Below are 20939 nucleotides of genomic sequence, written 5' to 3' on the forward strand. Positions count from 1 at the left end.
CACACGGTGCCCCGCCCCCCCGGTGGCCCCCGGGGCCCCGCCCCTCGTTCAGGTGTCCGCCGGCGGACCTACGCGGTGTCCGTGGCCGGACTCCCCGATGCCCGCCGGTGGGCGGCGATCAGCGGCTCAGAGCGTGATCAGCGCCTCCAGCGGAGCGCCCCGCAGCGCCGGCTCCAGCCGGGCCCGGCCCTTGAGGAAGCCGAGCTCCATCAGGACCGAGACGCCCGCGACCTGGGCGCCGGCCCGCCGGATGAGCTCCAGCGAGGCCTCGGCGGTGCCCCCGGTGGCGAGAACGTCGTCGATGACCATGATCCGGTCCTCGGCGTCGAGGTCCTCGGCGTGGATCTCGACCTCCGCGCTGCCGTACTCCAGCTCGTAGGACTGGGCGAGCGTGGCTCCGGGGAGCTTGCCGGCCTTGCGGACCGGTACGAAGCCGATGCCGGCCCGGACCGCGACCGGCGCGGCGAGGATGAAGCCGCGCGCCTCCAGGCCGACGATCTTCGTGGCGCCGTGCCGTACGCACAGCTCCGCGAGGGCGTCGGTGAGCGCCGTGAAGGCCACCGGGTCCGCCAGCAGCGGGGTGATGTCCTTGAACACCACGCCCGGCTTCGGATAGTCCGCGACATCGCGGATCCGGCTGAGCAGCAGCTCCCTGGTCGATTCGGCGGTACTGGTCATCAGCGCTTCCCCGGTGTGCGGCCGTGGCCGCGGGGCTCCTGGCGCTGGCCCACCACGGCGCCCGCGACCTCGGCGTCCTCGTCGTCCTGCCGGTAGGCGGGGACGTCGTCCTCGGCGGACTCGCCCCGGGCGGCCGCTGCCGCCCGCTTGGCGAGGATCCGCTTCTTCAGCGCCTTCATCTGCGGGTCGCGTTCCTTGAGGTCGGCGACGAGCGGCGTGGCGATGAAGATCGAGGAGTACGCACCGGCCGCGAGGCCGACGAACAGCGACAGCGAGATGTCGTTCAGCATGCCGGCGCCGAGGACACCGCCACCGATGAACAGCAGTCCGGCCACCGGCAGCAGCGCCACCACGGTGGTGTTGATCGAGCGGACCAGCGTGCTGTTGATCGACCGGTTGGCGATCTCGCTGTACGTGAAGCGGGTCTGCTTGGTGATGTCCTTCTGGCCCTCCTTGAGGCTGTCGAAGACCACCACCGTGTCGTACAGGGAGTATCCGAGAATGGTCAGCAGACCGATCACCGTGCCCGGGGTGACCTCGAAGCCGACCAGGGCGTAGACACCGACCGTGATGGTGATGTCGTGGATCAGCGCGATGAGGGCGGCGACGGCCATCCGCCACTCGAACGCGATGGCCAGGTAGACCACCACCAGGACCATGAAGATCCCGAGGCCCATCCACGCCTTGTTGGCGATCTGCTCACCCCAGCTGGGGCCGACCAGGTCCGCGTTGATCTCGTCGGCGGGGATACCGAGTTCGTCGGAGAGCGTCTCCTTGATCTCGTTCGCCTTGGCGGTGTCGACCTCGGTGATCTGGATGCGCAGACCGCCGTTGCCGAGCTCCTGGACGATGGCCAGGTGGCCCGAGGCCTCGGTCGCCACCTCCGTGGCCTGAGCCGTGGAGATCTTGGCCTTGGTGTCGGTCGTGAAGACCGCGCCGCCCTCGAACTCGATACCCATGCGGAGACCGCCGACCGCCACGCCGATGATGGCGGTGATGGTGATCAGGACCGAGATGCCGTACCAGATCCTGCGGTTGCGGATGAAGTCGTAGCCGACCTCGCCCCGGTAGAGCCGGGCGCCGAGATTGCCGAGTCGCGACATCTCACGCCTCCTTCGGTTCGGTGGAAGCGCTGACACGGCGGGAGCGGCGCAGCGGAGGCTGTGCGCCGAGCCGCTTCGGGTCCAGTCCGGACCAGGAACCGCCCCCGGAGAAGAACTTCGTCCGGCCCATCAGCGTCATCAGGGGCTTGGTGAAGAGGAACACCACGACGACGTCGAGCAACGTGGTCAGGCCGAGCGTGAACGCGAAGCCCTGGACCTTGCCGACGGTGACGAGGAAGAGCACCGCGGCGGCCAGGAACGACACGAAGTCGGAGACCAGGATGGTGCGCCGGGCCCGGGGCCAGGCGCGCTCGATGGCCGGGCGGAGCGTGCGCCCTTCGCGGATCTCGTCTCTCACGCGTTCGAAGTAGACGATGAAGGAGTCCGCCGTGATGCCGATCGCGACGATGGCACCGCAGACCGCCGGGAGATTCAGCGCGAAGCCGATGGCCGGCCCCAGCAAGGACATGATCGTATAGGTCAGGATGCCGGAGACCATGAGGCTCAGCAGGGCGATGAACGCCAGGCCCCGGTAGTAGGCGACCATGTAGATCACGACCAGCGCCAGGCCGACGGCGCCCGCGATCAGGCCACCTTTGAGCTGCTCGCTGCCGAGGGCGGCGGTGACGGTGGTGACGCTCATCTCCTTGAAGGTGAGCGGCAGCGCACCGTAGGAGAGGATGTTGCCCAGGTCCTCGGCGGACTGCTGGTTGAAGCTGCCGGAGATCTGGGCGTTCTTGCTGAGCGCCGTGCGCACCGACGGGGCGGAGACGACCTCGCCGTCGAGAACGATCGCGAACTGGTTCATCGGCGGCTGCTGCTGGGAGAGCCGGCTGGTGATCGTCTGGAACTTCTTGGCGCCGGCGGAGGTGAACTCCATCGACACGATCCACTCACCGGTCTGCTGGTCGATGGCGCCCTTGGCGTCGTCCACGTCGCTGCCGGAGACCTCGGCGGGGCCGAGCACGTACTTCTCGTAGCTGCCGGGGACGTTCGAGCCGCAGGCGACGATCGGCTCGGTGGGCAGGGAGTTCTTGCCCGCCTCCGAACGCTGCTCGGGGTCGGTGCAGTCGAGCTTGGCGAACTCCTCCTGGAGCTTGGCCGTCTCCGCGTCCTCGGACGGCGTCGCCTCGGGGGTGCCGGACGGCTCGGGCTCACCGGAGGCCGTGGGGGTCGGGGTGGGGTCCTTCTTCAGGGCCCCGGTGACCGCACGGCCCTGGGTGGTGGCGCTCGCGGAGGGGGTGGCCTCCGAACCGGTGGCCTCCTCACCCGTGGCCTCGGGCGTCGCGGACGCGTCCGCGCTCGGCGAAGCGCTGCCCGACGGGGTCGGGGATGCGGAGGGCGAGGGCTGCTCCGGGCCGCTCGCCGCCACTGTCAGCACGGGCCGGAAGTACAGCTGGGCGGTCGTACCGACCTGCTGCTGGGCCTGCTTGGAGTCCGTGCCCTTGGGAATGTTGACGATGATGTTGCGATCGCCCTGGGTCTGAACCTCTGCCTCGGAGACGCCGAGCCCGTTGACGCGCCGCTCGATGATCCCGACCGCTGTGTCCATGTTGGTCGGGTTGATCGCGTTCGGCTTGCCGGGCTGGTTCTGCGCTTCGAGTGTGATCGACGTACCGCCGGCCAGGTCGATGCCCAGCCTGGGCGTGGTGTGCCCGGACAGGAACATCCCGCCGGCGAGCGCGACCATGGCGATGAGGATCAGAGCCAGGGCACGCCCCGGCCTCCCATGACCGCCGGACGGCCCTCGTCCCTTCTTGGGTGCTGCCACCTTCTCGTTTCTCCCTGTCCAACCGCCCGGCGCCGGGTACGCGCTCGGGCGGCCATGAAGTGTTGTGGGGACCCACCCCCGCAGACGGCCTGCACGGTGCCGGGGACGCCGCGCGCCGGTGGGCGCGCGACGTCCCCGGGATCGTGAGAACTACTTGGTGTCGGTGTCGCCGTCGGACTTGCCGTCGCTCTTGGCGTCCTTGACGTCCTTGGCCGCCGCGTCCTCGGGCTCGGCGTCGTTGTCGGCCGTCTCGTCCTTGACCAGGTCGATCTTGGCGACGTCCGCCTTGTCCGCGTCGGGCTCACCCGTCAGCGACGAGGCGTCGTCGGGAACGATCGTGCCGTCCGCGTCGAGCTCGTCGTCGTCGCCGTGGACGATGCGGTTGTACTCCGCGTCGTCCAGGACGGCGCCGATCGAGTTCTTCGCGTAGATGGCGTGCACGCCGGGGGCGACCTCGAGGACCACGGTGTCGTCGTGGACTTCCTTGACGGTCGCGTACATGCCCCCGATCGTCCGGACGCCGGTGCCGGGCTGCATGGCATTGCGCATCTGCGCGGCCGCCGCCTGCTTCTTCTTGGCGGAGCGGGTCATCAGGAACATGGCCCCGATGAGCACGATGAAGGGGAGGAGAGTCAAGATATCCACGGGACGGGAATTCCTTCGCACGACCGCGCTGGAATGCGGCCTGTATATACGGGGGTGGGTACACCGACCTTTAAGGGCGGCATCGGCGGAGTCTAAGCGAGTCCGCATCGTTGGAACAACGCCCAGCATGGCACCGGGGTTCCTGTGCGGGCGAACCTGTGACGCTTCACGCCCCGAACAGGCCCTGTTGTCCCTTTGCGCCGTGGGGCGGTGGCACCAGTCCCAGGTGTGCCCAGGCCGCCGGGGTCGCCACCCGGCCGCGCGGCGTCCTGGCCAGCAGTCCTTCCCGTACGAGGAAGGGTTCGGCGACCTCCTCGACGGTCTCGCGCTCCTCCCCCACGGCGACCGCGAGGGTGGACAGGCCGACGGGTCCGCCACCGAAAAGTTTCAGCAGGGCGCCGAGCACCGCACGGTCCAGCCGATCGAGTCCCCGGGCGTCAACCTCGTACACCTTGAGGGCCGCCTCCGCGATGGACCGGTCGATCGTGCCCTCGGCCTTGACCTGGGCGTAGTCCCGGACGCGGCGCAGCAGGCGGTTGGCGATACGGGGGGTGCCCCGGGAGCGTCCGGCGATCTCGGCGGCGCCCTCCACGTCGATGACGACGTCCAGGAGGCGGGCGGAGCGGTGGATGACGCGCTCCAGCTCGGTGGGGGCGTAGAACTCCATGTGGCCGGTGAAGCCGAAGCGGTCGCGCAGCGGGGGCGGCAGGAGTCCGGCCCTGGTGGTGGCGCCGACCAGGGTGAACGGCGGCAGTTCGAGCGGGATCGCGGTGGCGCCGGGGCCCTTGCCGACGATGACGTCGACGCGGAAGTCCTCCATCGCCATGTAGAGCATCTCCTCGGCCGGCCGCGACATGCGGTGGATCTCGTCGAGGAAGAGGACCTCGCCCTCCTGGAGGGAGGAGAGGATCGCCGCGAGGTCGCCGGCGTGCTGGATGGCGGGGCCCGAGGTGATCCGGATCGGGGCGTTCATCTCCGCCGCGATGATCATCGAGAGGGTGGTCTTGCCCAGGCCGGGGGCGCCGGAGAGCAGGACGTGGTCGGCGGTGGCACCACGGGCGAGGGCCGCCTTGAGGACCAGGTCGAGCTGTTCGCGGACCTTCTCCTGACCGACGAACTCCTCCAGGTCCTTGGGGCGCAGGGCCGCCTCGACCGCGCTGTCCTCGCCGTCGAGGTGGCCGGCGTCGACCAGCCGGTCGTCGAGGACGGGCCCGGTCGGCTCGTCGGTCTCGGGTCCGGTCTCGTCCCAGTTCATCAAGGGCCTCTTCGGTGGTTCGGTGCCGGTCAGCGTGCGCGGTTGAGAGTCTGCAGGGCGGCCCGCAGCAACTGCGGCACGGGGGGCGCGGTGCCCTCGGCGACGGCGGCCTCGGCCTGCGGGGCGACGGCGGTCACGGCCTCCTCGGCCTCACGGCTCGCGTAGCCGAGGCCGATGAGCGCGGCCTGGAGCTGGTCGCGCCAGCCGGAGGTGGCAGGAGTGCCGATGCCCTGCTGGCCGATGTGCGCGCCGACCGGTTCGCCGAGCCGGTCCTTGAGCTCCAGCAGCAGCTTCTGCGCGCCCTTCTTCCCGATGCCGGAGACGGCGGTGAGGGCCTTCTCGTCACCGGTGGAGACGGCCAGACGCAGGGCGTCGGGGCTGTGGGTGGCCAGCATGGCCTGGGCGAGGCGGGGGCCGACGCCGCTGGCGGTCTGGAGCAGCTCGAAGACCTGCCGCTCGTCGTCGTCGGCGAAGCCGTACAGGGTGAGCGAGTCCTCGCGGACGACGAGGGAGGTGGCGAGCCGGGCCTCGCGGCCGACGCGCAGGGCGGCCAGGGTCTGCGGGGTGCACTGGAGGGCCATGCCGATACCGCCGACCTCGATGACGGCCGTGGTCGGGGCGAGGGCGGCCACCGGGCCGGAGACGAAGGCGATCATGCGGTGGGGCCTTTCAGCGTGCGGGGTGTGCGGGATACGCCGGGCGTACGGGAGATGCCGGGCGTGGCCGCCGTGCGGGAGGTGCCCGGCGTGCGGTGGGCGGCGACCGCCTGCTGGAGCCGGTTCTGCGCGGGCGCCCGCCAGATGTGGCAGATGGCCAGGGCCAGGGCATCGGCGGCGTCGGCGGGCTTGGGGGGCGCGTCCAGCCTGAGCAGCCGGGTCACCATGGCTCCGACCTGCGCCTTCTCGGCTCGGCCCGATCCGGTGACGGCCGCCTTGACCTCGCTGGGCGTGTGCAGGGCGACGGGGATGCCGCGGCGGGCGGCGCAGAGCATGGCCACCGCGCTGGCCTGGGCGGTGCCCATCACCGTACGCACGTTGTGCTGGGCGAAGACCCGCTCCACGGCCACGTAACCCGGGGAGTGCTCGTCGAGCCACTGCTCGATCCCGCGCTCGATGGCGACGAGCCGGTCGCCGAGCTCGGCGTCGGCGGGGGTGCGCACGACGCCGACGCCGATCATGGTCAGCGGGCGGCCCGCGACCCCCTCGACGACACCGACACCGCACCGGGTCAGCCCGGGGTCAACACCCAGAACCCGCATGGAGCCCCCCTGTCCTCACCGCTCGCCCTGCCCACTCGTTCATCTGTTCCCGCAGGCTATCGGCTCGCACTGACAAACCGTCGCATCCGACAGGACGACGGGCCGACGGGGTGTGTCCCCGTCGGCCCGTCGCACCGAGTCGTGCCCGTCGCTCTTCAGGCGTCGACCTTCTCCATGACCTCGTCGGACACGTCGAAGTTGGCGAAGACGTTCTGCACGTCGTCGCTGTCCTCCAGCGCGTCGATGAGCTTGAAGATCTTGCGCGCGCCCTCTTCGTCCAGCTCGACCTGCATGGTCGGCAGGAAGTTGGCCTCGGCCGAGTCGTAGTCGATGCCCGCCTCCTGGAGCGCGGTGCGCACCGCGACCATGTCGGTGGCCTCGCTGACCACCTCGAAGGTCTCACCGAGGTCGTTGACCTCCTCGGCACCGGCGTCGAGCACCGCACCGAGGACGTCGTCCTCGCCCAGCTCGCCCTTGGGGACGATCACGACGCCCTTGCGGTTGAAGAGGTACGAGACGGAGCCCGGGTCGGCCATCGAGCCGCCGTTCCGGGTCATCGCGACACGTACGTCGGAGGCGGCACGGTTGCGGTTGTCGGTGAGGCACTCGATGAGCACCGCGACACCGTTGGGGCCGTAACCCTCGTACATGATCGTCTCGTAGTCGGCGCCGCCCGCTTCGAGACCGCCGCCGCGCTTGACGGCGGACTCGATGTTCTTGTTCGGGACGGAGCTCTTCTTCGCCTTCTGGATGGCGTCGACGAGGGTCGGGTTGCCATCGGGGTCCACGCCTCCGGAGCGCGCGGCGACCTCGATGTTCTTGATCAGCTTCGCGAAGAGCTTGCCGCGCTTGGCGTCAATCACGGCCTTCTTGTGCTTCGTCGTAGCCCATTTAGAGTGGCCGGACATCTGCCTTCTCCTTCGCGTCACCAAAATCGATTCGAACCCGAGAGATCCTACCGGGGTCCGCTCACTTCACGGTGCGCACCATGTCCACGAACAGAGCGTGCACGCGATGGTCGCCGGTCAGTTCGGGATGGAACGACGTGGCCAGGACATTTCGCTGCCGTACGGCCACGATGTGGCCGCCGTGCTCGGCGATGACCTCGGCCTCGGCCCCGACGGACTCCACCCAGGGGGCGCGGATGAACACGCCTTCCACCGGGCCGCCGTCGACGCCGTCGACCTCGACCGCGGCCTCGAAGGACTCGTTCTGCCGGCCGAAGGCGTTGCGTCGCACGATCATGTCGATGCCGCCGACGGTCTCCTGGCCGGAGCGCGGGTCGAGGATCTTCTCGGCCAGCAGGATCATCCCGGCGCAGGTGCCGTAGACCGGCATCCCGGCCCGTACCCGTTCGCGCAGGGGCTCCATCATGCCGAAGAGGACCGCCAGCTTGGACATGGTGGTGGACTCGCCACCCGGGATGACCAGGCCGTCGATCTCGGCGAGCTCCTCGGGGCGCCGCACCGGCCTGGCCAGGGCGTCCGCCGAGGCCAGGGCGATCAGGTGCTCCCGTACGTCGCCCTGGAGAGCCAGGACGCCGATCACAGGGGTGTCGCTCATGGGTGTTACCAGCCGCGGTTGGCGTAGCGCTCGGACTCGGGCAGCGTGTCGCAGTTGATGCCGACCATGGCCTCGCCGAGGTTGCGGGAGGCGTCCGCGATGACCTTCGGGTCGTCGTAGAAGGTGGTGGCCTTCACGATGGCGGCGGCGCGCTTGGACGGGTCGCCGGACTTGAAGATGCCGGAGCCGACGAAGACGCCCTCGGCGCCGAGCTGGCGCATCAGCGCGGCGTCGGCCGGGGTGGCGACGCCACCGGCGGAGAACAGCACGACCGGCAGCTTGCCGAGCTCGGCGACCTCCTTGACCAGCTCGTAGGGGGCGCGCAGGTCCTTGGCGGCGGCGTACAGCTCGTTGTTGTCGAAGCCGCGCAGGCGGGCGATCTCGTTCTTGATCTGGCGCAGGTGACGGACGGCCTCGACGACGTTGCCCGTGCCGGCCTCGCCCTTCGAGCGGATCATGGCCGCGCCCTCGGCGATGCGGCGCAGGGCCTCGCCCAGGTTGGTGGCGCCGCAGACGAAGGGGGTGGTGAAGGCGAACTTGTCGCTGTGGTTGACCTCGTCGGCCGGGGTGAGGACCTCGGACTCGTCGATGTAGTCGACGCCGAGGGACTGGAGGACCTGGGCCTCGACGAAGTGGCCGATGCGGGACTTGGCCATGACGGGGATGGAGACGGCCCCGATGATCTCCTCGATCATGTTGGGGTCGGACATCCGGGCCACGCCGCCGTCCTTGCGGATGTCGGCGGGCACCCGCTCCAGGGCCATGACGGCCACGGCGCCCGCGTCCTCGGCGATCTTCGCCTGCTCGGCGTCGACGACGTCCATGATCACGCCGCCCTTGAGCTGCTCGGCCATGCCGCGCTTGACGCGGGCGGTGCCGGTGGCGGGGGACTCGGCGGACTGGGGGGTGCTGGGAAGCGTGGACACGGGACCTCACTCGGTGAAAGACGCTGGATACTGCACCGCCGAGCAAACTCTGTGGGACCAGTCCACAGCAAGGGCCAATAGGCAGGCCGTGGATCGTTCTGGCCCCGTATCCGCTGCCGCTCAGGTGCCGGGGCGGTCCGCCAGGGCCACCGGCGGGGCGTCGTCCATCTCGAAGGCGAGCGGGAACGGCGCGTGCCCGGCCAGCCGGAAGAGCCGTACGGTGCGGTGCCGGCGCAGGGCGCGGGCCGCGCGTACGGAGTCGTTGTGGAAGCGCCGGGCCATCGGTACGCGGCGTACGGCGGCGGCCAGTTCGGTGGCCGCCTCCTTTCCGCCGGGGACCTCCTTCACCGCCTCCACCTGGGCCGGTTCACCGAAGACGGCCCGCAGGGCGGCGCTCAGCTCGCTCTCGGCCACCTCACGGTGGTCCTCCTCGGCCTGCCGGGCGGCGTGCGCGGCCTCGTACAGCACGATGGAGGCGGCCGGGTCCAGGACGCCGGAGGTGGCCAGCTCCTGGGTGACCGAGGCGCGGCGCAGCAGCTGGGCGTCGAGTGCGGCGCGGGCGGCGTCGATCCGGGAGTGCAGGCGGTCGAGCCGGCCGGCGGTCCAGCTGAGGTACACGCCGATCGCGATGAGGGCGACGACGATCCAGATGATGAGGGTTACGGTCACGGTCGCACACGCTACCGTCGCCGGGGCCTCCCCCTTCCGACGGGCGGCCCGGCCTCAGTCCCGCGCCAGCCCGAACCGGGCCCGCAGCCCCGAGCGTTCGTCCTCCGCCACCGAGGCGGCCCCGTCCGTCACCGTCTCGTACACCGCGAGGATGTCCGCCCCGACCGTCGCCCAGTCGAAGCGCCGTACGTGGGCCTCGCCCCGCTCGCGCAGCCCGGCCCGGCGCTCCGGGTCGGCCAGCAGCCGGATCGCGGCGGCGGCCAGCGCGTCGGCGTCCTCGTTGGCGAAGAGGTCTCCCGCCGCGCCCTGGTCCAGCACCTGGGCGAAGGCGTCCAGGTCGCTGGCCAGCACCGGCGCCCCCGCCGACAGCGCCTCGACCAGGATGATGCCGAAGCTCTCGCCGCCGGTGTTCGGGGCCACGTACACGTCCACGCTGCGCAGTAGCCGGGCCTTGTCCTCGTCGCTGACCATGCCGAGGAACTCGACCCGCTCGCGCAGCTCCTCCGGCAGCGAGGCCACCGCCTCCTCCTCGTCACCGCGCCCGGCGACCAGCAGCCGGGTCTCCGGGCGGGCGGCCAGGATCGCGGGGAGCGCCTTCATCAGGACGGGGAGCCCCTTGCGGGGTTCGTCGATGCGGCCGATGAAGCCGAGGGTCCGGCCCTGCCACTCGGGCTTCGGCTCGGCCTCGGCGAAGAAGCCGACGTCGACGCCGTTCGGGATGACCACGGCGTCCCCGCCCAGGTGCTCGACCAGGGTGCGCCGGGCGTACTCGCTCACCGCGATCCGCGCGCTGATCTTCTCCAGGGCGGGCTGGAGGATCGGATACGCGGCGATCATCGCCCGGGAGCGCGGGTTGGAGGTGTGGAAGGTGGCGACGATGGGGCCCTGGGCCGACCAGCAGGCGAGCAGGCCGAGCGAGGGGGAGGTCGGCTCGTGGATGTGGATCACGTCGAAGGTGCCGTCGTGCAGCCAGCGGCGGACCCGGGCGGCCGACAGGAAGCCGAAGTTCAGCCGGGCGACGGAGCCGTTGTACGGGACGGGGACGGCCCGGCCCGCCGAGACGACGTAGGGGGGCAGCGGGGTCTCGTCGTCGGCCGGGGCCAGGACGGAGACGGTGTGGCCAAGGCCGATGAGGTGCTCGGCCAGGTCCCGGATGTGGAACTGCACGCCGCCGGGTACGTCCCAGGAGTACGGGCAGACGATGCCGATCTTCACGTGGGTTCCCCCCGGGGGTCCAGGTCGTCCAGCCAGAGTCTCTGGAGCATGTGCCAGTCCTCCGGGTGTTCGGCGATGCCGGTGGCGAAGACGTCGGCCAGTGCCTGGGTCATGGCGGCCGACTTCTCGGCGCGCGTGCCCTCCTGCGGCAGTTCGACCGCGGGGTGGATGCGCGCCTTCATCACCGGGGTGCTGTCGTACGAGAGGGTCACCGGCAGCAGCTTCGCGCCCGTCTGCTGGGCGAGCAGCGCCGGGCCCGCGGGCATCCGGGCGGTGGCGCCGAAGAACGACACCTCCACCCCGGAGGCGGACAGGTCCCGGTCCGCGACCAGGCAGACCAGGCCGCCCGCGCGCAGCCGCCGGGCCAGCGTGCCGAAGGCGGATCCGCCGCTGTGCGGCAGGACCTCCATGCCCAGGCCCTCGCGGTAGGCGACGAACCGGTCGTAGAGCGTCGCGGGCTCCAGCCGCTCGGCGACGGTGGTGAAGGGGACCTTCAGATCGGTGGTGACCCAGGCGCCGGCGAGGTCCCAGTTGGCCAGGTGCGGCAGGGCGACGATGACGCCGCGCCCCGCGTCCAGCCCCTCGGCCAGGTGGTCGGTGCCGGTGACCTCGATGCTGTCCTTGATCCGCTGCGGACTCCAGGTCGGCAGCCGGAACGACTCCATCCAGTACCGCATGTACGAGCGCATCCCGGCCTTGGACAGCTCGGCCAGCCGCTCCGGGCTCGCGTCGGGCACCACGCGCGCGAGGTTGGACTCCAGGCGCAGCACGCTCTTGCCGCGCCGCTTCCAGGTGCGGTCGGCGATGGTGCGGAAGAGCGCCGCGGCGGCGGGTTCGGGGAGCTTCTTCACGGCGCCCCAGCCCAGCCCGTACAGGCCGTCGGTGATCCGGCCCTTGAGAGCGCTCACCGGTCGGCCCCGCTCCCCTGCCCGGCCGGGCCGCCCGCGGCGGAGGCCGCGTCGGCCTCGGCGGACTCGCGGCGTACGGTCACCACGCGCTGGACCAGCGTCACCAGGCTGCCCACCGCGACGATCCACAGCGCGATCGGGAGCAGGATGTCGATGTGCGGGACGCCGAAGTTGTGGAGGCCGGCGAGACCGGCCGCGACCAGCGAGATGACCAGGCGTTCGGCGCGCTCCACCAGCCCGTTCACCGCGACCGGCAGGCCGATCGACTCACCGCGCGCCTTGGTGTACGAGACCACCTGGCCGCTGGCCAGGCAGAAGATCGCGACGGCGCACAGGACGTTGTCGTCGCCGCCGCCCGCGTACCAGAGGGCGAAGCCGGCGAAGATCGCCCCGTCGGCGACCCGGTCCAGCGTGGAGTCGAGGAACGCGCCCCACCGGCTGGAGATCCCGGCCTGCCGGGCCATGTTGCCGTCGACGAGGTCGGAGAAGACGAAGACCGTGATGACGATGGTGCCCCAGAAGAACTCCCCCATCGGGAAAAAGACCAGCGCACCTGCCATCACTCCGGCCGTGCCGATGAGAGTGACCGCGTCGGGGCTGACCCCGAGGCGGAGCAGCAGGGCGGCGAACGGTGTGAGGACACGCGTGAAAAATGCACGCGCGTACTTGTTCAGCATGGCTTTCCCGAGGGTTCGGTTGGCCGAGCGGCCCCTACGGCCACCGGCGGGCCCATCGTAGTCACGACCGGTGCCCTCCACCGGACGGGCACCCGCCCGCAGGGGTGTCACCGGACGGCCGGCCTCCGGATCCGGTGACGTGCAGGGTTCACCGGATCCGGGCGCGCGGGCCGCCGCGCGGCGTAGGGACATGGGGACGTAGGGACGGGACGTAGAGCCGCCGCGCGACGTAGGGACGTCCCACCGCCCGGGGCCGGACTCCAAGGCCTCTCCCTCTCCGGCGCCCCGGCGCGTGACCGGCGCACTGTCGCAAACACCCCCCGCGTCCCGTCGGGTGACGGACGGTGCGGGGGTCCGGACGATACGCTGTGGTCGCAGCTCAGAAGGTATGCCGCGTACGGTAGTTGGGCACACCGCAGGAGCAGACCGTGCGGCGAGTGGGGGCGACAGACAAGTGGCCAACGACGTATTCGACTTCTCACCCGGGGCGCAGATCCCGATCCAGGGGTCCGGCGGCCAGTCGGTGGCGACCAACGCCCTGGCCTCGGCCGCGTACCGGGACAGCCCGGTGGAGACGATCCTCGACGCCAACAGCGAGTGGCACAAGTCCACGGTGAAGCCGGGGGCCTCCAAGCTCTTCAAGTCCGACTACTTCAAGCCGAATCTCGGTGAGGCCTTCGCCCGTGCCGTCCAGGAGCGGATGCTCGGCGGCTCCCGCGCGGCCCTCATCCAGTCCTTCGGCACCGATCCGCAGACGGTGGTGGAGCACTGTCTGTCGGCGACCAACCTCCGTAAGGCACGCGACACCCGTCTCACCCTGGTGACCGCGGTGTTCGGCTTCCTGTTCCTGCCGGGGATGATCGCCTGGGTCATCGCCTTCCGCGTCAAGGACGCCCTCGCCAAGTCCAAGGACGTCGCGTTCCGGGCGGTCGGCACGGTGCTGCTCGCCGTGTTCGGGATCGGCGCGCTGATCCTGCTGTGGAAGCTGCCGCTGGACGGGTTCTGGACCCTCTACGTCCGGGGCGCGATCGTCGCCCCGCTGATCGGCTGGTTCCTCGCCAAGCGGATCGCGGAGACCTCCGCCAAGGATCTGCGGGCGCGCTGGAACGGGCTGCTGTCCGGCACCGGGGTGATCGCCAAGATCCCGGAGGCGGTGCCGAAGAACCCCAACGAGACCGCCCGCGAGGCGCTGCGCCAGGGGCTGGAGAAGCTCACCGCGGAGCAGCAGTCCAACGCGGTCTTCTACGCCGGTCCCAAGGGCATCCTCGGCATGGGCACCCGGTGGGGCAGCTGGCAGCTGGCCGAGGAGCTGACCCCGAAGGACCCGACGAAGGAGATCCACCAGTTCCGCAGCTGGGACCTGGTCCGGATCATCCACGACCAGCTGAAGATGCTGGAGCGCGGCCCGCTGAACACCGGCGGCTTCCCCAAGCCGTCCGTGAAGCACTGGATCGTCTCGCCCATCGGCGAGAACGCCGACTCCGTCTCCCGGCCCGACGGGGAGGACGTCGCGACCTTCCAGGTGAAGCCGCACGAGATACAGCGGATCTGCAACCACCAGCAGTTCGGCAGCGGTGACCGGCACTACCTGGGTGTGCAGTTCGCGCTCTGGGACGGCCAGCTCGTCATCACGATGATGATCACGGTCACCGTGCTCCACGAGACGCTGCGCATCGAGGTCACCGGACATGCGCTGGGCCCGGTGCACGGACTGTTCTTCGCCAAGCCGGCGGCCCGGACGAAGACGGTCAACAAGACCGTGCGGTTCTGGGAGACCCGGGACATCCAGCTGCCGGTGGTGGAGGACAGGGAGGTCGTCCGGCTCGCCCTGCGGGCGCCCTTCACCTGGTATCCGCCGCTGCTGGACTACCTGGGCGGGAAGATAGTGCTTCCGGAGCCGTTCGGACTGCGGCACGCCTGGGCCGCCAAGCCGTGGAACCACCGCTTCATGGCGGACGACGCGATGCGTGCGGCCACTCCGGTGCTGCGGGTGGTCCACTCGGCGGCGATGCGGGTCCTCGCGGAGAACGGCGTGGACACCGAGCGCTTCGACAGCCGCTCGATGATACTGAGCGGCCTCGTCCAGGACCCGGCCCCGCGCAAGGCCGACGTCTACGACGCGTAGTGCGTACGTGCCCGGCGCGGGCCCCTGTGGGCCTGCGCCGGGCACGGAACCGCTCGCTCAGCCGACCGGCCAGGCGTCGGCCAGCATGGCCCGGGTGTCGCCCAGCAGCTGCGGCAGCACCTTGGTGTGGCCGATGACCGGCATGAAGTTGGTGTCCCCGCCCCAGCGCGGCACCAGGTGCTGGTGCAGGTGGGCGGCGATCCCCGCGCCGGCGACCGAGCCCTGGTTCATCCCGATGTTGAACCCGTGCGCCCCGGAGGCGGCGCGCAGGGCCACCATCGCCCGCTTGGTGAAGTCCGCCAGCTCCGCCGTCTCCGGACCGTCCAGCTCCGTGTAGTCGGCCACGTGACGGTAGGGGACGACCATGAGGTGCCCGCCGTTGTACGGGTAGAGGTTCAGCACCGCGTAGACGTGCTCGCCCCGCGCCACGACGAGCCCGTCCTCGTCGGATTTGGCCGGAATAGCACAGAACGGGCAGCCGTCCTCGGCACCCGGGCCGCTCGGCTTGTCCTGCCCCTGGATGTACGCCATCCGATGGGGCGTCCACAGACGCTGAAACGCGTCGGGCGTCCCCACGCCGATCTGCTGCTCCGGCTCACTCGTCATGCCGATCAGCATATTGCGTCACCCGCGCGAAGCGTGTCGCCGGGGCCGCGCCCGGACCCGTCCCGCGATGCTGAGGCGATGAGCCAGCGCCCCACCCCCGAGGCCCCCGCCCGGCTGACCCGCTGGGAGCAGCGCACGGAGGTGCCGCTCTTCGGCGCTTCCCTGCTCTTCCTGGCGGGGTACGCGGTCCGGGTCCTGGCCCCGCACGACGCCCAGCCGTGGCGTGACGTCTCCCTGATCCTGGTCTGGTCGACGTGGTCGCTGTTCCTGACGGACTACGCGGTACGGGTGCACCTCAGCGGCCTGGGCGCGCGCTTCGCCCGCACCCACCGGCTCGACACCCTGGTCGTGCTGCTGCCGCTGCTGCGCCCGCTGCGGATGGTGCGGGTCTACCAGGCGGTCCAGCAGCGCCGCGACCGGCCGCGGCTCGACCTGTACGCCCGGGTGATGGCGTACGCGGGCATGACCGCCGCCCTGCTCGGCTTCTCCGCCGCGCTGTCGGTCTACCACCTGGAGCGCCGGGCCCCCGACACGTCGGTCCGTACGTTCGGCGACGCGCTCTGGTGGGCGTGCGAGACGCTCACGACGGTCGGTTACGGGGACGTCGCACCGGTCACGTTCTGGGGGCGGACGGTGGCGGCGGGGCTGATGGCCTGCGGGCTGGCGCTGCTGGGGGCGGTGACGGGCTCGTTCTCGTCGTGGCTGATCCAGGTGTTCACCCGGGAGGACGAGAAACGGCCCCCGGAGCGCGGATAGCGCTCCGGGGACCGTCGCCCGTGGCCGGATCAGACCTGTACGCGGTCCTCGACAGCCTTCGCGATCTTGGCGATGGCCTCGTCGACCGGGATGCCGTTCTCCTGCGAACCGTCGCGGTAGCGGAAGGAGACGGCACCGTTGGCCATGTCCTCGTCACCAGCGATGATCATGAAGGGCACCTTGGCCTTCTGCTGGTTGCGGATCTTCTTCTGCATCCGGTCCGAGGAGGCGTCCACGTCCACCCGCAGCCCCTGCTTGCGCGCCGTGGCGGCGAACTCCTGGAGGTAGGGGATGTGGGCGTCGCCGATCGGGATGCCGACGGCCTGGACCGGGGCGAGCCAGACCGGGAAAGCGCCCGCGTAGTGCTCCAGGAGCACGGCGAAGAAGCGCTCGATGGAGCCGAACAGGGCGCGGTGGATCATGACCGGGCGCTGCTTGGAGCCGTCCGGGCCGGTGTACTCCAGGTCGAAGCGCTCCGGCAGGTTGAAGTCGAGCTGCACGGTCGACATCTGCCAGGTGCGGCCGATGGCGTCCTTGCACTGCACGGAGATCTTCGGGCCGTAGAACGCGGCGCCGCCCGGGTCCGGGACCAGGGGCAGGCCCTGCTTCTCGGCGACCTGGCGCAGCGTCTCGGTGGCCTCCTCCCAGGTCTCGTCGGAGCCGACGTACTTCTCCGGGTCCTTGGTGGAGAGCTCCAGGTAGAAGTCGGTGAGGCCGTAGTCGCGGAGCAGGTTCAGCACGAAGGTGAGCGTGCGGTCGAGCTCCTGCGCCATCTGCTCCTTGGTGCAGTAGATGTGCGCGTCGTCCTGCGTGAAGCCGCGCGAGCGGGTCAGACCGTGCACGACGCCCGACTTCTCGTACCGGTACACCGTGCCGAACTCGAAGAGGCGCAGCGGCAGTTCACGGTAGGAGCGGCCGCGCGCGTCGAAGATCAGGTTGTGCATCGGGCAGTTCATCGGCTTGAGGTAGTAGTCCACCCCGTCGTCGAGCTGCATGGGCGGGTACATGCCGTCGGCGTACCAGTCCAGGTGGCCGGACTTCTCGAAGAGCTTGCCCTTGGTGGCGTGCGGGCTGTAGACGAACTCGTATCCCTCCTCCTCGTGCCGGCGGCGCGAGTAGTCCTCCATGGCCCGGCGGATGACGCCGCCCTTGGGGTGGAAGACCGCGAGGCCGGGGCCGATCTCGTCGGGGAAGGAGAAGAGGTCCAGCTCGCTGCCGAGCTTGCGGTGGTCGCGCTTGGCGGCCTCCTCCAGGAACTCCAGGTGCGCCTTCAGCTGGTCCTTGGTCGGCCAGGCGGTGCCGTAGATACGCTGGAGCATCGGGTTCTTCTCGCTGCCGCGCCAGTACGCGGCGGCGTTGCGCATCAGCTTGAACGCCGGGATGAACCGGGTGGTGGGCAGGTGCGGACCACGGCAGAGGTCCTTCCAGCACAGCTCGCCGGTCTTGGCGTCCAGGTTGTCGTAGATGGTCAGCTCTCCGCCGCCCACCTCGACGTCCGCGCCGTCGTCCGAGGAGGCGGAGCCCTTGATGCCGATGAGCTCCAGCTTGTAGGGCTCGTCCGCCAGCTCCTCGCGGGCGGCCTCGTCGGAGACCACGCGGCGGGAGAACTTCTGGCCCCGCTTCTGGATCTCCTGCATCTTCTTCTCGATGGCCTTGAGGTCCTCGGGCGTGAACGGCTTCTCGACGTCGAAGTCGTAGTAGAAGCCGTCCTTGACCGGCGGGCCGATGCCGAGCTTGGCCTCGGGGAAGAGCTCCTGCACGGCCTGGGCCATGACGTGCGCGGTGGAGTGGCGCAGGATGTTCAGGCCGTCCTCGGAGGAGATCTCCACGGGCTCGACGCTCTCGCCGTCCTGGAGCTCGTACGAGAGGTCCTTCAGCTCGCCGCCGATGCGGGCGGCGACGACGGTGCGCTGACCGGGGAAGAGCTCGCCGGCGGTCGTGCCCGTCGTCACCACGTGCTCTTCCCGCTCGGAATCGCGTTGGATGATCACACGGACGTCTGACACCGGTCTCTCCTGACTGAGGGGGTTGGCTGCCTTCGTATGGCGGGCCGTACGAATCGTACCGAGCCCCGCGCCCCCGATGCGAACGCCTTACCCCTGGCCTTCGCGACGTCCGCCCCCGCAGCCACCCGCCGCCGTACGATCCCGGCGGAGCGCGGACCCGAGCGGCGCGGCCGGACCACCACGCCGGTGATCCGGACCGGGACGGCGGACCCCTCGCGGGGGCGGCGGGCCCCGGCGGGACGCAGGGCGGGCAGGTCGCCCGGGGCCGGGCCGCGCGAGCGCCATGGCTCCGGGCGCCTTCCGGACGTGCCGTCCGAGGGGCCGGGGATCAACTTCCCTCCCCCTCCCCCGCGTTGCCACCGCAGGAGAACGCCCGCAAACGGCGTATCAGGCAAACGGCACGGGTATCACCGATATCGGGCAGAGGAATCACTCCATCTGCCGTGCGGGTGCGAGGAGTTCGGGGATGATGCACTGGTTCGAAGGGCCGCTGGCCGCTTTTGACACGGAGACGACAGGCGTGGACGTCGAGCAGGACCGGATCGTTTCGGCCGCTCTCGTCGCGCAGGACACGACGGGCGGACGCGTCCGCGTCACCCGCTGGCTGGTCAACCCGGGGATCCCGGTGCCCGCGGGGGCGACCGAGATCCACGGCCTGACCGAGGACCACCTTCAGCGCAACGGGCGTTGGCCCGCGCCGGTGATGGACGAGATCGCCCGCTGCCTGGCCGAGCAGTGTGCGACGGGCCGTCCGCTCGTGGTGATGAACGCACCGTTCGACCTGACCCTGCTGGACCGCGAGCTGAGGCGGCACCGGGCCTCGTCGCTGGCCGGGTACATGGCGGACGTGCCGCTGCGGGTGGTGGACCCCCGGGTGCTGGACCGGCATCTGGACCGCTACCGCAAGGGCCGCCGCACGCTCACGGATCTGTGCGAGCTGTACGGGGTGCCGCTCGACGGCGCCCACGACGCGGCGGCGGACGCCTCGGCCTCGCTGGAGCTGGTGCGCGCGGTCTGCCGACGCTTCTCCGCCCGGCTGGAGCGGCTCTCCCCGGCCGAGCTGCACACCCTCCAGGCCACCTGGCACGCGGCGCAGGCGCGCGGCCTGGAGGCGTGGTTCGCCAAGGCCGGGACACCGGAGGCGGTGGATCCGGCGTGGCCGCTGCGCCCGGAGCTGCCCGCGGCGGCGTAGGGGGCCGGCAGGCCGGTACACGCGAAAGCCGGTCCGCCGTGATGCTGGCGGACCGGCTTTCCCCGGTGGGCGATACTGGGTTCGAACCAGTGACCTCTTCGGTGTGAACGAAGCGCTCTCCCACTGAGCTAATCGCCCGGGAACGGGTTGAACCATACAGGGCCCGGCGCGCTTCGTTCAAACCGCTTCCGCCGGGGCGGCTGCGTAGCCCGCGTCGGACGTGAGCACGCGGAAACTCGGAAAGTGAGTATCCGAGCGCATGTACGAGGCGGAGGGCCGGGGTCACACTCCCGTACATGGAACACGTGCCGCCGCCCGCCGAGGAACTGGCGCTCCTCGACCGAGAACTGGCTCAGCTGGACGCCCGCAGGGCCCACCTGCTGACCCGCCGCGCCTGGCTGGTCAGCGCCGTGCGGCCGCAGGCGCCGAACGCCCCCCGCTGGGGCGCGCCGCCCGCGAACCGGGGCTGGGCCCCGGCCCAGCCGTGGGGGATGGTCCCGCAGGCCGCGAAACCGTCCGCCCCGCGCAGCGCGCAGAACGTGCTGCTCACGCTGGGCGGTCTGCTGCTGACGGTCGCGGCGGTGGCGTTCACCCTCGTCAGCTGGGGCTCGATGGGCATCGGCGGCCGGTCGGCCGTCCTGGCACTGGTGACCCTGGCGACGCTCGCCGCCCCGGCGGTCCTGCTGCGCCGGAAGCTCGCGGCCACGGCCGAGGCGCTGGCGGCGCTCGCCCTGGTCCTCACGCTGCTGGACGTCTACGCGTTCCACGCGGTGGCGGCGCCGGAGGCGGACGGGCTCACGTTCACGGCGGTGGCCTCCGCGGTCCTCGCCGCGCTCTGGGCCGCCTACGGCCTGGCGCTGGGCCGGCTGCACCTGCCGTTGCCGGCGGCCGTGTTCTTCGTCCAGTGGCCGCTGCTGCTGGGGGCGTGGGCCGCCGGCGCCCCCGCGATCGTGGTCGGGTGGGCACTGCTGGCGACGGCCGTGCTGGACGGGACGATCGCGCTGTGGGGCAAGGGCCTCGGCGTACGGGTCACGGCGGGCATCGGTCTGGCGGTGACGGGCTCCGCCGCGCTGCTGGTGGGGCTCGGGGAGTCCCTGACGGCCGGCGGACCGCTCGGGACCCTGCTGCCGGGCACCCTGCTGCTGACGGCGGCCGTGGCGGCGCTGGCCGGGGCCTGGCACGCCCCGAACGGCTACGCGCAGGCGGGCGGCGCGGTGGCCGGCCTGGCGGCGGTGGCGGCGGTCGGCGGCGTGCTCCGGGCGGCGGTGCCGGGCGCGTGGCACGTCCCGGTGTACCTGCTCTGCGGTCTCGCCCTGCTGTTCGTCGTACGGGTACGGCTGCCGCGCGGCGCCGGGCGCGGGGTGCTGCTGGCGGCGGGCGCGGTGGTGGCCGGTGCGCTGGTGGGGGCGCTGCCCCCGGTGGCGGCGGTGCTGCTGGGGCCCGTCCAGCTGGTCGCCGAGGTGTGGGCGGGGGCGCCCGACGGGTTCCGGGGCTCGCCAGCAGCAGGGCGAGCAGTGTGAACAGTCTGGAGTACATCGACAGGGCCCCGGAATGTGAAGGTGCATTCCTGTGCGCGCGGGTCGTAT

19 protein-coding genes, 1 tRNA gene and 1 pseudogene are annotated in these 20939 nt (G+C 71.1%); 4 read left to right on the forward strand and 17 right to left on the reverse strand.

The annotated features are described in order from the left end of the window. Positions 1-126: 126 nt before the first annotated feature. From AB0917_RS26305 to pgsA, 14 genes are all read right to left on the reverse strand, one after another. Positions 127-678, reverse strand: coding sequence for an adenine phosphoribosyltransferase (locus AB0917_RS26305; protein WP_366822149.1), 552 nt, complete (start codon positions 676-678; stop codon positions 127-129). Beyond that, positions 678-1781, reverse strand: a complete 1104-nt coding sequence (secF, locus tag AB0917_RS26310) for a protein translocase subunit SecF (RefSeq protein WP_366822150.1) — start codon at positions 1779-1781, stop codon at positions 678-680. The genes AB0917_RS26305 and secF overlap by 1 nt, the downstream gene beginning before the upstream one ends. A 1-nt stretch (position 1782) precedes the next feature. Next, positions 1783-3552 (reverse strand): protein translocase subunit SecD, encoded by a 1770-nt coding sequence (secD, locus tag AB0917_RS26315; RefSeq protein WP_366822151.1) that lies wholly within the window; start codon positions 3550-3552, stop codon positions 1783-1785. 150 nt (positions 3553-3702) lie between these two features. Next, positions 3703-4197 (reverse strand): preprotein translocase subunit YajC, encoded by a 495-nt coding sequence (gene yajC / locus AB0917_RS26320; protein ID WP_366822152.1) that lies wholly within the window; start codon positions 4195-4197, stop codon positions 3703-3705. 166 nt (positions 4198-4363) lie between these two features. Beyond that, positions 4364-5452, reverse strand: coding sequence for a Holliday junction branch migration DNA helicase RuvB (gene ruvB / locus AB0917_RS26325; RefSeq protein ID WP_366822153.1), 1089 nt, complete (start codon positions 5450-5452; stop codon positions 4364-4366). A 29-nt stretch (positions 5453-5481) separates the two neighbouring features. Further along, positions 5482-6108, reverse strand: coding sequence for a Holliday junction branch migration protein RuvA (gene ruvA, locus AB0917_RS26330; protein WP_366822154.1), 627 nt, complete (start codon positions 6106-6108; stop codon positions 5482-5484). Beyond that, positions 6105-6710, reverse strand: a complete 606-nt coding sequence (gene ruvC, locus AB0917_RS26335; protein ID WP_366822155.1) for a crossover junction endodeoxyribonuclease RuvC — start codon at positions 6708-6710, stop codon at positions 6105-6107. Before ruvC ends, ruvA begins: the two co-directional genes overlap by 4 nt. A gap of 155 nt (positions 6711-6865) precedes the next feature. After that, positions 6866-7618, reverse strand: coding sequence for a YebC/PmpR family DNA-binding transcriptional regulator (locus AB0917_RS26340; RefSeq protein ID WP_359145608.1), 753 nt, complete (start codon positions 7616-7618; stop codon positions 6866-6868). Positions 7619-7679: 61 nt separating this feature from the next. Then, a complete protein-coding gene (pdxT, locus tag AB0917_RS26345) occupies positions 7680-8273 on the reverse strand; it encodes a pyridoxal 5'-phosphate synthase glutaminase subunit PdxT (RefSeq protein WP_366822156.1) in 594 nt (197 codons plus the stop codon). A 5-nt stretch (positions 8274-8278) separates the two neighbouring features. Next, positions 8279-9199 (reverse strand): pyridoxal 5'-phosphate synthase lyase subunit PdxS, encoded by a 921-nt coding sequence (gene pdxS, locus AB0917_RS26350; protein ID WP_366822157.1) that lies wholly within the window; start codon positions 9197-9199, stop codon positions 8279-8281. Between the two features lie 120 nt (positions 9200-9319). Next, positions 9320-9868, reverse strand: a complete 549-nt coding sequence (locus tag AB0917_RS26355) for a hypothetical protein (protein WP_366822158.1) — start codon at positions 9866-9868, stop codon at positions 9320-9322. Positions 9869-9922: 54 nt separating this feature from the next. Next, positions 9923-11083, reverse strand: a complete 1161-nt coding sequence (locus AB0917_RS26360) for a glycosyltransferase family 4 protein (protein ID WP_366822159.1) — start codon at positions 11081-11083, stop codon at positions 9923-9925. After that, a complete protein-coding gene (locus tag AB0917_RS26365; protein ID WP_366822160.1) occupies positions 11080-11991 on the reverse strand; it encodes a phosphatidylinositol mannoside acyltransferase in 912 nt (303 codons plus the stop codon). Before AB0917_RS26365 ends, AB0917_RS26360 begins: the two co-directional genes overlap by 4 nt. Beyond that, on the reverse strand, positions 11988-12668 hold the full coding sequence (gene pgsA / locus AB0917_RS26370) for a phosphatidylinositol phosphate synthase (protein WP_366822161.1): 681 nt from the start codon (positions 12666-12668) through the stop codon (positions 11988-11990). Before pgsA ends, AB0917_RS26365 begins: the two co-directional genes overlap by 4 nt. Before the next feature lie 454 nt (positions 12669-13122). On the opposite strand from pgsA, the gene AB0917_RS26375 reads away from it, so the two are divergent. Next, positions 13123-14793, forward strand: coding sequence for a hypothetical protein (locus AB0917_RS26375; protein ID WP_366822162.1), 1671 nt, complete (start codon positions 13123-13125; stop codon positions 14791-14793). A gap of 57 nt (positions 14794-14850) precedes the next feature. On the opposite strand, the gene AB0917_RS26380 is transcribed toward AB0917_RS26375, so the two are convergent. Then, on the reverse strand, positions 14851-15411 hold the full coding sequence (locus AB0917_RS26380; protein WP_366822163.1) for an HIT domain-containing protein: 561 nt from the start codon (positions 15409-15411) through the stop codon (positions 14851-14853). Between the two features lie 66 nt (positions 15412-15477). Between AB0917_RS26380 and AB0917_RS26385 the strand changes: the two genes are divergently transcribed. Further along, positions 15478-16155 carry an ion channel gene (locus AB0917_RS26385; protein ID WP_366822164.1) on the forward strand — a complete coding sequence of 226 codons (678 nt, stop codon included), beginning with the start codon at positions 15478-15480 and terminating at the stop codon, positions 16153-16155. A 29-nt stretch (positions 16156-16184) separates the two neighbouring features. Here AB0917_RS26385 and thrS read toward each other — a convergent pair whose 3' ends face one another. Further along, a complete protein-coding gene (gene thrS, locus AB0917_RS26390; RefSeq protein WP_366822165.1) occupies positions 16185-18161 on the reverse strand; it encodes a threonine--tRNA ligase in 1977 nt (658 codons plus the stop codon). A 466-nt stretch (positions 18162-18627) separates the two neighbouring features. Between thrS and AB0917_RS26395 the strand changes: the two genes are divergently transcribed. Next, positions 18628-19353, forward strand: a complete 726-nt coding sequence (locus AB0917_RS26395) for a 3'-5' exonuclease (protein ID WP_366822166.1) — start codon at positions 18628-18630, stop codon at positions 19351-19353. Between the two features lie 66 nt (positions 19354-19419). Here AB0917_RS26395 and AB0917_RS26400 read toward each other — a convergent pair. Beyond that, positions 19420-19491 (reverse strand) — tRNA-Val (locus AB0917_RS26400). A gap of 158 nt (positions 19492-19649) precedes the next feature. Here AB0917_RS26400 and AB0917_RS26405 point away from each other — a divergent pair. Next, positions 19650-20849, forward strand: a pseudogene (locus AB0917_RS26405) (hypothetical protein); the annotation flags it as partial. Positions 20850-20939 lie beyond the last annotated feature (90 nt).

Origin of the sequence: Streptomyces sp. NPDC007346, from assembly GCF_040703535.1 — a bacterium.
Lineage (GTDB): Bacteria > Actinomycetota > Actinomycetes > Streptomycetales > Streptomycetaceae > Streptomyces.

Coding starts and splice junctions, on each gene's coding strand:
- AB0917_RS26305 (WP_366822149.1), bottom strand. CDS start 678: ATGACCAGTACCGCCGAATCGACCAGGGAGCTGCTGCTCAGCCGGATC.
- secF (WP_366822150.1), bottom strand. CDS start 1,781: ATGTCGCGACTCGGCAATCTCGGCGCCCGGCTCTACCGGGGCGAGGTC.
- ruvB (WP_366822153.1), bottom strand. CDS start 5,452: ATGAACTGGGACGAGACCGGACCCGAGACCGACGAGCCGACCGGGCCC.
- ruvA (WP_366822154.1), bottom strand. CDS start 6,108: ATGATCGCCTTCGTCTCCGGCCCGGTGGCCGCCCTCGCCCCGACCACG.
- ruvC (WP_366822155.1), bottom strand. CDS start 6,710: ATGCGGGTTCTGGGTGTTGACCCCGGGCTGACCCGGTGCGGTGTCGGT.
- AB0917_RS26340 (WP_359145608.1), bottom strand. CDS start 7,618: ATGTCCGGCCACTCTAAATGGGCTACGACGAAGCACAAGAAGGCCGTG.
- pdxT (WP_366822156.1), bottom strand. CDS start 8,273: ATGAGCGACACCCCTGTGATCGGCGTCCTGGCTCTCCAGGGCGACGTA.
- pgsA (WP_366822161.1), bottom strand. CDS start 12,668: ATGCTGAACAAGTACGCGCGTGCATTTTTCACGCGTGTCCTCACACCG.
- AB0917_RS26380 (WP_366822163.1), bottom strand. CDS start 15,411: ATGCTGATCGGCATGACGAGTGAGCCGGAGCAGCAGATCGGCGTGGGG.
- AB0917_RS26385 (WP_366822164.1), top strand. CDS start 15,478: ATGAGCCAGCGCCCCACCCCCGAGGCCCCCGCCCGGCTGACCCGCTGG.
- AB0917_RS26395 (WP_366822166.1), top strand. CDS start 18,628: ATGATGCACTGGTTCGAAGGGCCGCTGGCCGCTTTTGACACGGAGACG.